At 62.2% G+C, this 13,070-nt stretch carries 14 protein-coding genes and 2 tRNA genes; 8 read left to right on the plus strand and 8 right to left on the minus strand.

All coding sequences use genetic code 11. From position 1 onward, the window contains the following. Positions 1 to 132: 132 nt before the first annotated feature. Complete coding sequence (locus tag JWR51_RS21175) at positions 133 to 1,143, plus strand: bile acid:sodium symporter family protein (RefSeq protein ID WP_299752404.1); 1,011 nt, start codon at positions 133 to 135, stop codon at positions 1,141 to 1,143. A 213-nt stretch (positions 1,144 to 1,356) separates the two neighbouring features. On the opposite strand, the gene JWR51_RS21180 is transcribed toward JWR51_RS21175, so the two are convergent. After that, on the minus strand, positions 1,357 to 2,142 hold the full coding sequence (locus JWR51_RS21180; RefSeq protein ID WP_299752407.1) for an SDR family oxidoreductase: 786 nt from the start codon (positions 2,140 to 2,142) through the stop codon (positions 1,357 to 1,359). Between the two features lie 182 nt (positions 2,143 to 2,324). On the opposite strand from JWR51_RS21180, the gene JWR51_RS21185 reads away from it, so the two are divergent. From JWR51_RS21185 to JWR51_RS21195, 3 genes are all read left to right on the plus strand, one after another. Then, positions 2,325 to 2,450 (plus strand): hypothetical protein, encoded by a 126-nt coding sequence (locus JWR51_RS21185; protein WP_299752410.1) that lies wholly within the window; start codon positions 2,325 to 2,327, stop codon positions 2,448 to 2,450. Positions 2,451 to 2,547: 97 nt separating this feature from the next. Beyond that, the gene (locus JWR51_RS21190) at positions 2,548 to 2,853 is read left to right on the plus strand and encodes a hypothetical protein (protein WP_299752413.1); all 306 of its coding nucleotides are present in this window, start codon (positions 2,548 to 2,550) and stop codon (positions 2,851 to 2,853) included. Between the two features lie 148 nt (positions 2,854 to 3,001). Beyond that, on the plus strand, positions 3,002 to 3,688 hold the full coding sequence (locus JWR51_RS21195; protein ID WP_299752416.1) for a hemolysin III family protein: 687 nt from the start codon (positions 3,002 to 3,004) through the stop codon (positions 3,686 to 3,688). A 9-nt stretch (positions 3,689 to 3,697) separates the two neighbouring features. Here JWR51_RS21195 and JWR51_RS21200 read toward each other — a convergent pair whose 3' ends face one another. After that, positions 3,698 to 4,150: a DUF192 domain-containing protein gene (locus JWR51_RS21200; protein ID WP_299752419.1), complete on the minus strand. Its 453-nt coding sequence runs from the start codon at positions 4,148 to 4,150 to the stop codon at positions 3,698 to 3,700. A gap of 45 nt (positions 4,151 to 4,195) precedes the next feature. Then, entirely contained in the window at positions 4,196 to 4,858 is a 663-nt protein-coding gene (locus JWR51_RS21205; RefSeq protein WP_366525635.1) for a cold-shock protein, read from the minus strand. A 129-nt stretch (positions 4,859 to 4,987) separates the two neighbouring features. Here JWR51_RS21205 and JWR51_RS21210 point away from each other — a divergent pair, with 129 nt between their 5' ends. From JWR51_RS21210 to JWR51_RS21225, 4 genes are all read left to right on the plus strand, one after another. Beyond that, positions 4,988 to 5,404: a VOC family protein gene (locus JWR51_RS21210; protein ID WP_299752423.1), complete on the plus strand. Its 417-nt coding sequence runs from the start codon at positions 4,988 to 4,990 to the stop codon at positions 5,402 to 5,404. A gap of 148 nt (positions 5,405 to 5,552) precedes the next feature. After that, on the plus strand, positions 5,553 to 6,017 hold the full coding sequence (locus tag JWR51_RS21215) for a D-Ala-D-Ala carboxypeptidase family metallohydrolase (RefSeq protein ID WP_299752426.1): 465 nt from the start codon (positions 5,553 to 5,555) through the stop codon (positions 6,015 to 6,017). Between the two features lie 71 nt (positions 6,018 to 6,088). After that, positions 6,089 to 6,163 (plus strand) — tRNA-Glu (locus JWR51_RS21220). 70 nt (positions 6,164 to 6,233) lie between these two features. Continuing rightward, positions 6,234 to 6,308, plus strand: a tRNA-Glu gene (locus tag JWR51_RS21225). Between the two features lie 125 nt (positions 6,309 to 6,433). Here the strand turns inward: JWR51_RS21225 and JWR51_RS21230 are convergent. From JWR51_RS21230 to JWR51_RS21250, 5 genes are all read right to left on the minus strand, one after another. After that, positions 6,434 to 6,958: a hypothetical protein gene (locus JWR51_RS21230; RefSeq protein ID WP_299752428.1), complete on the minus strand. Its 525-nt coding sequence runs from the start codon at positions 6,956 to 6,958 to the stop codon at positions 6,434 to 6,436. 9 nt (positions 6,959 to 6,967) lie between these two features. Next, the gene (locus JWR51_RS21235; protein WP_299752431.1) at positions 6,968 to 8,203 is read right to left on the minus strand and encodes a cyclopropane-fatty-acyl-phospholipid synthase family protein; all 1,236 of its coding nucleotides are present in this window, start codon (positions 8,201 to 8,203) and stop codon (positions 6,968 to 6,970) included. Between the two features lie 209 nt (positions 8,204 to 8,412). Next, complete coding sequence (gene recJ, locus JWR51_RS21240) at positions 8,413 to 10,212, minus strand: single-stranded-DNA-specific exonuclease RecJ (RefSeq protein ID WP_299752976.1); 1,800 nt, start codon at positions 10,210 to 10,212, stop codon at positions 8,413 to 8,415. 217 nt (positions 10,213 to 10,429) lie between these two features. Continuing rightward, positions 10,430 to 11,416 (minus strand): class II fructose-bisphosphatase, encoded by a 987-nt coding sequence (gene glpX / locus JWR51_RS21245; RefSeq protein ID WP_299752434.1) that lies wholly within the window; start codon positions 11,414 to 11,416, stop codon positions 10,430 to 10,432. Positions 11,417 to 11,445: 29 nt separating this feature from the next. After that, the gene (locus JWR51_RS21250; RefSeq protein WP_299752979.1) at positions 11,446 to 12,786 is read right to left on the minus strand and encodes a homoserine dehydrogenase; all 1,341 of its coding nucleotides are present in this window, start codon (positions 12,784 to 12,786) and stop codon (positions 11,446 to 11,448) included. Positions 12,787 to 13,070: the final 284 nt, after the last annotated feature.

Below are 13,070 nucleotides of genomic sequence, written 5' to 3' on the forward strand. Positions count from 1 at the left end.
TTCTGCAGGTACTGGCGGCCGCGCCGCTCCTGCTTCTATTGTTCTGCGTCGTGACCATGGTCTTGCTGCCCACTCGCCAGTTGGCAGACCGAGCCTGATGTCCAAGGCCTTCTTTTTTCGGAGTCTCTCATAATGACCGTGGGTCAACGCCTCAAGCGCCTGGGTATCGACACCTACCTGCTGCTCATCCTCGCCACGGTGGCGCTGGCGGCCGTGCTGCCGGTGTCCGGGCAAGCGGCGGATGGGGTGAAGTGGTTATCGCAGATCGCCGTCGGGCTGCTATTTTTCCTCTATGGCGCGCGACTGGATACCAGTTCGGTCATTGCCGGCCTCGTCAACTGGCGGCTGCAGCTACTGGTATTCCTCTGCACCTTCGTGGTTTTCCCGCTGATCGCCTTAGGCGAGACGGGGTTGTTTTCCTCCTGGTTCGATCCGAATCTTGTGCTGGGCCTGCTCTTTGTCGGCGTACTGCCGTCGACGGTGCAATCGTCCATTGCCTTCGTGGCGCTGGCACGTGGCAATGTCGCTGCGGCGGTCTGCGCCGCCTCGCTGTCCAACCTGATCGGCGTCGTCCTGACCCCGGTGCTCTGCGCCTTGCTGCTGCACACCAATGGCGGCGGCATCAATGGCGGCGCTGTGATCAGCATTGCGGTGCAGATCTTGCTTCCTTTCGTGCTGGGGCAGTTGCTGCGGCCATGGATCGGCGCCTGGGTTAAAAAGCACAGAATGGTTTCGCTGATCGTCGACCGTGGCTCGATCCTGCTGATCGTCTACTCCGCCTTCAGCTCGGGCATGATCGCCGGCATTTGGGGCCAGGTCGACATCACTACGCTGGCACTGCTGGTGGGCTGCATCGCCGCCATGCTGGCGATGGTCATGGTCGGCTCCGTCGCGGTCGGGCGCGCCATGGGCCTGTCGAGCGCCGACCGTACGGTATTGCTCTATTGCGGTTCGACCAAGAGCCTGGCCAGCGGCGTGCCGATGGCGAGCATCCTGTTTGCCGGCCAAGCCATCAGCTTCATCATCCTGCCGCTGATGCTGTTCCACCAGCTGCAGCTCATCGTCTGCGCTATCCTGGCGCAACGCCAGGCGGCCTTGGCCGGGGAAGCGGACCTGCTCACGGCCGCCACCGTGACGACCTGATGCGCGCGACGGAGCCCGCCTGCCCCATGTCTATATCTTCGGCGCCGGACATGTCGGCAAGGCGCTGGCCCGGCTCGGCTCGGCTCGGCCGGAGCTCGGCTCCGCTCGATGCATCGCGCAAAGCAAAACGATCGCGGCAGCGCGCCGTAGCTGCATGAAAACCCAGCGGAGGAACCGCTGGGTTTTAGGTTTTCGGAAACCGAGGTCTCGGCCTCAAATGCTCTGGATCATCCCGCCATCGACACGCAACACCGTGCCGGTGATATAGCCGGCGCGCTCGCTGGCCAGGAACGCGATGGCGTCCGCATATTCCTGCGGGTCGCCGTACCGGCCCATTGGGATCGAGCCGACGCTCTCGTTGACCACGGCGGCGACCTCGCGGCCCTCCCGCGTGGCCTTCTGCTCATCGAGGAAGGTGATACGATTGGTGGCAATACGGCCAGGGACGACGACATTGGCCGTCACCCCGTCCGGGCCCACTTCACGCGCCAAGGTCTTGGACCAGCCGACCAGTGCCATTCGCAGCGAATTGGAAATCCCCAGATTGGGAATCGGCGCGACGACGCCCGAGGAGGTCGAGGTGATGATCCGCCCCCACTTGCGCGCCCGCATCTCCGGCAGCACCGCGTCGGTAATCGAGATGACACTCAGCACCATGGCATTGAAATGCTTGTGCCAGAGCGCCTCGCTCTGCCCCATGATTGGGGTCGGCGGTGGCCCGCCGGTGATGTTGACCAGAATGTCGACCGGACCGAAAGCGCGGTTCACTCCCTCGATATGACCGCCAATGGCCCCCAGATCGCCCAGGTCCCACTCCAGCGCCGTCGCCTTGCCGCCGCTCCCGCCAATCGCCGACACGGTGCTTTGTGCGGCCTCCAGATTGATATCCGCTACGACGACGTTGGCGCCTTCTGCCGCCAGCGTCCGGGCGATCGCTCCTCCGAGCCCTCCACCGGCGCCCAGCACCAATGCCGTCTTTTGCTGCAGTCCGAGATCCATCTCGCTCCCCTTGTATTGCCGCCCAATTTCATTTGCATACCATTGGTCGACCAAATGCCGCAAGCCATCACAAAGCCTCGTGGTGCTGAGAACCAAGTCGCACTGACTGCGGTCACCCGCGCAGTGACTATTGTCATCACGGGTCCTTTGATGTCCTTTGACGGTGTTCAGAGGGTCCGAGAATGAGTTCACTGCCAACGGTTCAGGTCATTTGCCACAAGGCGCCCGGCACCAAGTACAAGGGGCTCGACGACGTGGACCCGAAAGCCTTCATTTTCGACTCTCGCGCGTGGAATTCCTGCGGGTGAACTTCCCGGCTTGAGCGCCGGATGAGTGAGCATCCTCCCCGAATCCAAACGCCGCTGCGGTAAAGCCAACCGACCCCGCCCTATCCTGGAGACTAGCGTGAAGTTCATCCTCACCACCGCCGCCTTGCTGCTATTGACGCCAACGTCCGCTTTTGCGGCGCTTTCGGGCTTTTATGACAGCGCCGAACAAATAAGCACGATCTTCGGCAGCACCGAGGTTGCCGATGCCTTGCGGCAAGCGCCAATCGGGCAAATCAGCAATACCGGTACCAGAGCCGATGGCGCCAACGAGTGGACGATCCGAACGCAGGAATGCGACCTGGTGGTTTACCTCGTTCCTAAGCCACCTGCGGGGCCTGGCATGACCACCTATAGCCTCGATTTGCCAAATACCTGCGAGTAGCGCATCGGCCCTCGCGGGCCCGACGCCTCCTGGAACCTCTCCTTCACCAAATGCGTTGCGTTCGGCTTTACGATGCCATCAGATCGCCTTGTATCAACAATAGTCTGGTGACCTCCCTAGGCCGAGTATGGGGTTGAAGGAGACGACGATGAGCATTTCCCGAGCGAAGAGCTATTCCTGGTGGAGCCGTGAGCAGCGGCCCTTCACGCTGGCGGAGCTTGTTGCCGACGGGGTAGTGCATGTTTTCGGCTTGATCATCGCCATTGCGGCGGGATCGGTGCTCCTGGCATTTGCGATCACCCATACCGCCCCCGAGGCGGCGCCGGCACTGGTGGTTTATGTCGGCTCGCTGGTGGTGGTACTGGGCGTGTCGCTGGCCTATAACCTTTGGCCGGTTTCGCCGATCAAGATGTATCTGGCGCGGCTCGACCAGGCGGCGATTTTCCTTTTCATCGCGGGCACTTATACGCCGTTCCTCGCCGTTCTTGGCGGCACGCCGGTGGCGACGATCCTGACGGTATTCGTGTGGGGCGCGTCGCTGATCGGCATTGCGCTCAAGCTGATCGTGCCCGAGCGGTTTGGCCGGCTGGCAATCGCGCTTTATCTCGCCATCGGCTGGAGCGGCATTTTCGTGTTCAGCTCGCTGGCGCATTCGCTGCCGCCGCTGGCCCTCTGGCTGCTGCCGGCGGGTGGCGCGGTCTATTCGCTCGGGATCATCTTCCATCTCTGGGAGAAGCTGAAATTCCAGAACGTGCTGTGGCATGTCTTCGTGGTCGCCGGCGCGTGCCTGCACCTGTGGGCCGTGCTGGACACCATGGTCATCAGCCGACTCTAGCGCCCTCGCCTATTTGACCTTTTTGCCGACGCGGTCGTGGATCATGGTATCGCCCGGCTGTAGCCCGATCGAGGCCGCGACGCCGCCGGGAATTTCCAGAACGTATTGCACCGGCACGCCCGAGGGGATCGAGGTCGTATCCATCGGGCGCGCATTGGCGTGAACGGTTTTGACCACGCCGTCGGCGCCGACAAACACCATGTCGAGCGGGATGAGAGTGTTCTGCATCCAGAACGACACCGGGCGCTCTTCCTTGAAGTCGAACAGCATGCCGGCGTCATCGGCCAGCTCCTGCACGAACATCAGCCCTTTGGAGCGGCCCTCGGGCGTATCGACGACTTCAACATGGAAGGCATGGTCGCCGCTTGCCGTGTGCAGCACCAGCTTGCCTTCGTCGCTACAGGCAGCCAGCGGCGCAAAGGCGATGATGGCAGCAAGACCGAGGCCTGCGGCTTTGAGCATGCTCCTAGGCTGCCGGGCGACGATCAGATGGGACATGGAAAGACCTTAGTGGGAGGACGGCGCGTCGCCCCAACCATCCGGGCGGATTTCGGCGACCATAAGGCCCTTTGGGCCATTGCCGTAGCGCACCAGTACGAACTGGCCGGGGCGCAGTTCGGTGATGCCGAAACGGCGCAGGGTTTCCATGTGCACGAAAATGTCGGGCGTACCCTCGCCCGCTGACAGGAAGCCGAAGCCACGGATGCGGTTGAACCACTTCACTTCCAGCCGCACCATGCCGGAGGTCGCCTCGACCACCACATGGGTGCGCTGCGCCGGCATCTGCGCGGGATGGCGTGCCGTCGATTCGTCCATCGAGACAACGCGGAAAGCCTGTAGGCCACCGGGGCGATTGAGGGCTTCGACGACGATACGCGCGCCTTCATAGGCAGTCTGGTAGCCGTCGCGGCGCAGGCAGGTCACATGCAGCAGCACATCGGGCATGCCGTTATCGGGAACGATGAAGCCAAAACCCTTGCCGGCGTCGAACCATTTGATAGCGCCGACGATCTCGATGGTATCGAGCCCGGCATCGCCACTTTCGGAATGAACCGCCGGGCCTGCCTCGCCCGACAAACCTCCGGACTCGTCGCCGTCGCCAGAAAACTTGGCCCCCATGATCCCCAAAGCCTTTTCGTACTCGCCCCGCCGCCGCGAGGTACTCCACAAGACTTACACACTCTGTCCGATTCAAACCAAAAAGTTAAGAAGGCGTTGCGATTTTGTTTGGGATGGCGGTGATTGCCCCGAGCCTCCCGGATTGCTACGCCTGCGGCAGCGTTTCAAAGGAGGATAATCATGCAATATCTGCACACCATGGTGCGTGTCACCGATGTCGAAGCGAGCCTGAAATTCTATTGCGAGGGCCTGGGCCTGGAAGAAACCCGGCGCAGCGAGAACGAAAAAGGCCGCTATACCCTGATCTTCCTGCGCGCGCCCGGCGATGTCGGCGGCGAGGTAGAGCTGACCTATAACTGGGATCCGGAAGAATATACCGGCGGCCGCAATTTCGGTCATCTGGCCTATCGCACCGGGGATATCTATGCGCTGTGCCAGCACCTGTCCGACATGGGCGTGGTGATCAACCGGCCGCCGCGCGACGGCCACATGGCGTTCGTGCGCTCGCCGGACGGCATTTCAATCGAGCTGATCCAGGACGGCTCCCTGCCCCCGCAGGAGCCTTGGCTGTCGATGCCCAACACCGGCAAGTGGTAGGCTTGCGTTAGCGAAACGTTAACGCCTCGCATACGTTTCGCTAACCGTGCCGCTTAGCGCACGGTTAGCGAAACCAATCGTATTTTAGCGACTTCACCCGACCATGTTTGACTGTTGCATTCGCGCAACATTGGTCCCGGAAGCCGCCATGAGATCAATCGCCCTTATCCTCGCCTGTACCCTCGCCCTGACCGGCTGCATGCCGATGGCCATGTTCGCCAACAGCAACGGCGCGAGCTATTCGGGCAAGGGCAACAGCTTTGGCACCTTCGTGTCCAGCCGGGAGGTCAACGCCTTCTGCATCACCCCCAAGCTGCGCTTCCTGATCTGGGACTTCGAGGGTCATTTCGGCAAGAAGGTGATCATGAATTCGGGGTATCGCGACGACCAGCATAATTCGTCGGCTGGCGGCCAGGACAATTCCTACCACAAGAAGTGCATGGCGGCCGATTTCTACATCCCCGGCGTCGATAAGAGCCAGCTCATCGCCTATGCGATGCGCAATGACGGCGTGGGCGGGTTGGGCTGCTATCCGGGGCGGTCCTTCATCCATATCGACGTGCGCGACCGCCCGCGCGGCTATTCGCGCCCGGTGACTTTCAGCGGCTGTTGAAAAATTCAGTTTAGCGGTCGGAAATGGGTTGCACATCCGGGATGAGCTGAATATACGAACGCAACGCTTAGGCGCCCATCGTCTATCGGTTAGGACGGCACCCTTTCACGGTGCAGAGCGGGGTTCGATTCCCCGTGGGCGTACCACCCTCTTGCCAGCCAAGAGCCAAGCGTTTAACGACAGAGATGCCAAGCCTACGGCACCTCAATGACCAATGCGCCCATCGTCTATCGGTCAGGACGGCACCCTCTCACGGTGCAGAGCGGGGTTCGATTCCCCGTGGGCGTACCAGTCACCCCCTTGTAATTCTGTAGTCGCTAGCGCCTCTTCTCTCGCTCGAAGCTGCCAAGGGTCGCAGGCTAGGTACTATCCGTCCTCTCCCCACCGGTCGCCTATATTGGTCGTTGAGAAGCACTTCAGTGGCCTGCTGAAGCACCGCACTTTTCGTGGTAAATCCATTGCCGTGGCTGCGACAAAAATGGCTGGTCCATGAAAGTGTCCATACATTCTGGCACACCAGCCGCGTCTACAAACGACAGTTCACTTGTGTCGGTTCGCATAAAGGAGCCCAGATAGGTCCAAGATGCGGCAGAACTGTCATCGCTTAATTGGCGCAGTGGAGCGAAGGCAAAGCCATTGTTTGAGTCGATATCGATGATCCAGACGGTGTTGCCATCACGATAGAGATTTGCACGCAGACCCGGCCCCCACTCAGCAGTCAATTGCAGAGTAAGTTTCTCGCCGGATGAGACCACTTCCAGGTAACGATCTCCGCCATGGTGACCGACCGTTATTGTTACCCCGAGATCGGGGAATGCATAGTCCGCCTCCGCCGAGGGTATCGTGAGACTGCAGAATGCCGCCAACCCAACGACCGAGAGTCCCGCAATAACGATCCGAAGTACCGAGTGATTTGCCTGGGTCCAATCGACTGAGGACATTGCCTCGAATCAAACCGGCTTGCGGTACTGGTAAATCCCGACGTCGATGGCGCCTTCGGTGAAGCCGGCCTCGCAATAGCTCAGGTAGTAGACCCACTTGCGCTTGAACTCTTCGTCATAGCCGAGCGGGGCGATCATGGGCCAGCGTTCGAGGAACCGGTCGCGCCAAAGCTTGAGCGTCTTGGCGTAAGACAGGCGGAACGTCTCGGTGCTTTCCAGCACCAGGCCGACCTTGTCGCCCATCTGCTGCATGGCCGTCTTGGTCAGCAGCATGCCACCGGGGAAAATGTAGCGCTGGATGAAATCGGGGCCGCTGCGATAGCCTTCGAAATCGGCTTCGTTGATGGTGATGGCCTGGATGGCCGCCGTGCCGCCCGCCTTGAGCCGGTCAAAGACCGTCTGGAAATAGCTTGGCCAATTGTCTTCACCGACCGCCTCGATCATCTCGATCGAGCCGATATGGTCGAACTGGCCCTTGGTGTGGCGGTAGTCCTCGAAGTGCAGCGTGGCGAGGTTATCGAGGTCCTGGCGGGCCAGACGATCCTGGCCGAACTTGAGCTGTTCGGCCGACAGCGTGATGCCGTGCAGCTTGGCTTTGTAGTCACGCGCGACGGTTTCGGCGAAGCCACCCCAGCCGCAGCCGATCTCCAGTACGCTGGAGCCCTCCGTGATGCCCGCCATATCGGCAACGCGGTGATATTTGACGCGCTGGGCTTCTTCGAGGCTCTGGTCGCCGGAGGTGAACACCGCCGACGAATAGGTCATCGAGGGGTCGAGCCACTGGCCGTAGAAATCATTACCGAGGTCATAGTGCTCGGCAATGTTCTGCTTGGAACCCTCGAGCGAATTGGGGCGGGACATGTGGTAGGCGAAATCCTGGGCCGCCTTGCGGAACAGGCCCGGATTGGCGTTTTCGAAGATGTCGCGGTTCTGCAGGAAAAAGCGGAACAGCGCTGTGAGATCGTCGATCTCGATGTCGCCCTGCATATAGGCATGGGCGAAACCGACCGTGCCGCGGCGCATCGAATCCTTGATGACCTTGAAATTATTGAGCCGCAGGACCGAATGCTCGCCGGTCGAGGGGTTTCCGATAGTGCGGGCGCGACCGTTGGGAAATATGACGGTAACTGCGCCATGGCGCGGGTGGCCGAGGAGGCGGACACCCACCGACTCGACAATGCGGGATATAAATTGCGTCCACAGCGTTACGCCACTGCGGTTCTGATCAACTGCTGTTTTAGTCATTAGGCCGCGAATTCCAACTAGCGAGAGGCGGGCGGCGGCTGCTTCGCTGTCGCCGGAACTAACGTTCAGTGACTCGTCTATAGAGCCACGAGAGTAGCGCTTCCCAGTGAATACCGGCGAGCACTTTACCGGTCACAAATGGATATGCAAGAGCCAGTTTCAAGTCGGCGTGATGACGCAAGCGGGGCGATAAGGCACCAAAATGTGCCTTAGGTGCGTGGCTTTGCGATATCGGTGACGCGGAACTGCACCTGCTCCCGACCCTGCCAATGATCGATGTTAAGGGTGCCGGCGAAGTGCATGTGCTGGTCATCGGTGGCCAGCAACAAATCGCCGATCGGCGTGCCCGCAGCCCGGAAAGCGATGGCCTTGAGCTTTGCACCGTCCTCGGAAGTCAGGGTGAAACTGACATGGCCGCCCTTGCCCACCACTTGGGCGAATTTGGCGCGATGGGCCGGGAAGGCAAAGACCGGCATGGCATTGCCGGAACCGAAGGGCCCTGCCCGCTCGATATCATGCACCAAGTCGGTGGTGGCGCCGCGTGCGGTAAGCGCCGCGTCGATGGGCAGCGCGGTAGCGGCGCGGGCATCCCCGACGGACACGGATAGACGCTCGATCAGATGCGAGCGGAACGGGCCGAGCTGGCCCGGCTTGAGGGTGACGCCAGCCGCCATGGCATGGCCGCCCCCCTTGACGATCAGGCCCAGTTCCACGGCCTCGATGACGGCGCTGCCGAGATCGACGCCGGGCATGGAGCGGCCGGAGCCGGTGCCGGTGCCATCGGGCTGCAGCGCGATGGCAAAGACCGGACGCTCGAAGCGCTCGCGCAGCCGTGCCGCGATGAGGCCAGCGACGCCGGGATGCCAATTGGCTGAAGCCAGCACCAGCACGGGGGGACCGTCGCTCAGTCCGATTTCGGCCCCCGCCACGCTGGCTGCCTCTTCGACGGCCTCGATTTCGATGCGCTGGCGCTCGGTGTTCAGCTCATCAAGCTGGGCTGCAATGACCAACGCCTGATGCTCGTCATCCAGCGTCAGTAGCCGGGTTCCCAGCGCCGCATCACCAATGCGGCCGCCGGCATTGATGCGCGGGCCGATGAGAAAGCCCAGATGGTATGGATTGAGCGGACCATTCACCCGGGCCGCCAGCGCTAGCGCCGCTATGCCCTGATTGTCGCCGCGCCGCGCCACTTCGAGGCCCCGTATCACGAAGGCGCGGTTGAGGCCGGTCAGTGGCACCACGTCGCAAATCGTCGCCAGCGCCACCAGATCGAGCAGCTTCATCAGGTCGGGCATTCGCGTATCGCCGCGCAAGCGAAGAACGCGATTGACCGCTACGAGGACCATGAAGGTCACCCCGGCCGCGCAGAGATAGCCTAGGCCGGAAATGTCATCCGGCCGGTTCGGATTGACCAGCGCATTGGCATCCGGCAGGTCGTGGTCGGACAAATGGTGGTCAATCACCAGCACATCGGCGCTGCGCGAGCGGGCATGGGCGATCGGCCCGTCGCTGGTGGTGCCGCAGTCCAGCGTGATGATCAGGCTGGCGCCGGCATCGATCAGCTTGTCTATCGCCGCCGAATTGGGCCCGTAGCCCTCGAAAATCCGATCGGGGATATGCACCTGTGGATCGAGGCCGAAGAACCCCAGATAGCGCGCCATCAGCGCGCAGGAACAGGCGCCGTCCACGTCGTAATCGCCGAACAGGGCCACGGATTCGTTATCGGCAATAGCTTTGGCGATGCGCTCAGCCAGCGCGTCCATCGCCGTCAGCGTCGATGGGTTCGGCATCAGCGCCCGGATCGTGGGTTCGAGGAACACATCGGCCTGGTCGATATCGACGCCTCGACCGGCCAGCACCCGCGCGAGGATTTCGCTGTGATTGGTGCGCTGGGCAATTGCCGCCGCAGTCCGCGTCATCGCCGGATCGAGCCGATCGACCCAAACACGGCCAGTGGCCGAGCGGGTCACATCGAGGAAAGGGCGCGGTGGTTCGACCATGGGGGACAGTTAGGTGATTTGGGGGATGGGGGAAAGGGGCGGAGTGCTATCCCTCAGTCATCTCCCTTCTCCCCTTGAGGGAGAAGGTGCCCGAAGGGCGGATGAGGGGTCTCTTGCTTCTGTTTCAGGTGCATGGGTGAGCGCAGCACCCCTCACCCTGATTTTCTGCTGGACGCAGAAAATCTGTCCCTCTCCCTCAAGGGGAGAGGGGTGACGACTGCTGGCCCTACCGCGCGTGATGCGCCTTGATCCAGCGTACGGTCTGGCTCCAGGACCGCATGACGATAGTGGATGTCTCCACCGACTTGCGCCGCAGCCGAATGCCGTCGAGCAAAGTCCCGTCCGTCACCCCCGTTGCCGCGAACAACACGTCGCCCGCCGCCAGTTCGGTGACATCGTAAATCCGATTGGCGTCCTGGATGCCCATGCGATAGGCGCGCTCGCGCTTGTCCTGCGTATCGAGGATCAGCTTGCCCTGCATGTGCCCGCCGATGCAGCGCAAAGCCGCGGCCGCCAGCACCCCTTCGGGAGCGCCGCCGCTTCCGAGATAGATATCGATGCCGGTGTCCTCAGTGTTGACCGCGTGAATGACGCCGGCCACGTCACCGTCGCTGATCAGCTTGACGGCGACGCCGGCGGTCCGCAGTTCCTCGATCAGCCCGGCATGGCGCGGGCGATCCAGTACGATGGCGGTGATTTCGCTCAGGGGCACACCCTTGGCGGAGGCAAGCGCCTTGACGTTGGCCGTCGCTGTCTCATCGATATGCACCACGTCGCGGGCATAGTCGGAGCCCACAGCGATCTTGTGCATGTAAACGTCGCGGGCGACGTTGAGCAGGCCGCCGCGCTCGGCCATGGCCAGCACGACGATGGAATCGGGCTGGTTCTTGGCGCAGAGCGTCACGCCCTCCAGCGGATCGACGGCGATATCGACCTCGGGGCCGTCGCCGGTGCCCACTTCTTGCCCGATATAGAGCAGGTCGGCCTCGCCGGCCTCGCCTTCGCCGATGACGATGCGGCCGCCGATCTGCACCCGCATCAACTCGGCCTGCATGGCGGTGACGGCGGCGTCGTCGGCGCCCTTTTCATTGCCCTTGCCGCGCCATTCGGCGGCGGCGATGGCGGCACGCTCGGTCACGCGCACCAGCTCAAGCGTCAGGCTGCGATGCAGGTGTGCCTCGCTGCGGCTCTCCTCGGCCTTGGTGAGTCTCATGCGTCCCCCTGCCCGTCTCCGGACGGCCGTTAAAGCATCTCGATCCGGATCAATTGCGGCTGCCCGACAATGAACCCGTCGGCGGCGATCTGCGCAAGGGATTCGCGCACATTCGCTTCCAGCGTCTGCTGGGTGATCATGACCACGGTCCGCGTCGGCACGCCATCCTCGGACACGTCCTTAGCCTTCAGATCAGGCCGTTGGATGACACTGTCGATGGAAATGGCATGCTCGCCCATCCGCGTGGCGATGGCGGCCAGCGCCCCGGGCACATCCTTGGCGTTGAGGCGGATGTAGTAGCCGCCCTCATGGGCCTTCATCGGCGCCTGTCTATAGGGCAGCAGTTCGTCGCTGGGCACGCCGAGCGGCGGCACGCGGGTGCCCCGGGCAATGTCGAGAATGTCGGATAGCACCGACGATGCCGTCGGCGGGCCGCCCGCACCGGGGCCGGCCAGCAACAATTCATGGACGTGGTCGGTTTCGAGCGCCACGGCGTTCATCACCCCGTCGACACCCGCAATGGCGCTGCCCTTGGGCACGAATGTGGGATGCACGCGCTGCTCGATGCCGTCGTCGGAGCGCTGGGCGATGCCGAGCAGCTTGATCTTGTAGCCGAGGTCAGAGGCCACCCTGATGTCGTGCTGGGTGATCTTGGTGATGCCCTCGACATGGATTTTGTCGGGGGCAATCTCGTAGCCGAAGCACAGGGTCGCCAGGATCGATAGCTTGTGGGCTGTGTCGAAACCATCGACGTCGAAGCTGGGATCGGTTTCGGCATAGCCGAGAGCCTGCGCGTCCTTGAGGCAATCGGCGAAGGAGATGTCCTCATTGCCCATGCGGGTGAGGATATAATTGCAAGTGCCGTTCATGATGCCGAAGACCTTGGCGATCTTGGCCGAGCCCAGGCCCTCGCGCAGGGTTTTGATGACTGGAATACCGCCAGCGACCGCCGCCTCGAAGCCGAGCTGGGCGCCCGAGTCCTCGGCCATCTTGGCCAGCTTGACGCCATGCTTGGCCAGCAGCGCCTTGTTGGCGGTGACAACGGGCCGGCCAATCTCGAGCGCGGCCTTGACCGCAGCAAAAGCCGGGCCGTCCTCGCCGCCGATCAGTTCGACGAACAGGTCAATGCCATCGGACTTGGCCAAGGCCACCGGATCATCGAACCAGTCGAGCCCGGAAATATCGATGCCGCGATCGCGCGACCGCGAACGGGCGGCGACGGCGGTGACGATCAGCGGGCGGCCAAGCTTCTTGGTCAGCTCGGCGCCGTCCTTCTGCAGGATACGCACCAGCGTGGCGCCGACATTGCCGAGACCGGCAACGCCGATTCGCAGCGGCGTGGCGGTGGCCGCTTCGCCGAAATCCTGCATGGCCTTGAGAATGCGCATTCGCGTGTCGCTGCGCGGCTCGCGGCCCTCGCGGAGGTCGAAAACGAACAGCGGATCGCCCGCGATGGTGCGGCCGAAACGCGTCGGCGTCCAACCGCGTGCGGAGATAAAGGATTCGACGGATTGGCGGAAAGATTGGATGTCGCTCATGGGAGCGACATCTGCATAGGAAAGTGCCTAGTCGTCAATAGGACTTAGCGAGCAGCCATCAAGGATGGGGCGCTTGATTGAAATAGAGCATTGAACCAACCACTATGATCAGAATC

Origin of the sequence: Devosia sp. (assembly GCF_028290625.1) — a bacterium.
GTDB lineage: Bacteria > Pseudomonadota > Alphaproteobacteria > Rhizobiales > Devosiaceae > Devosia.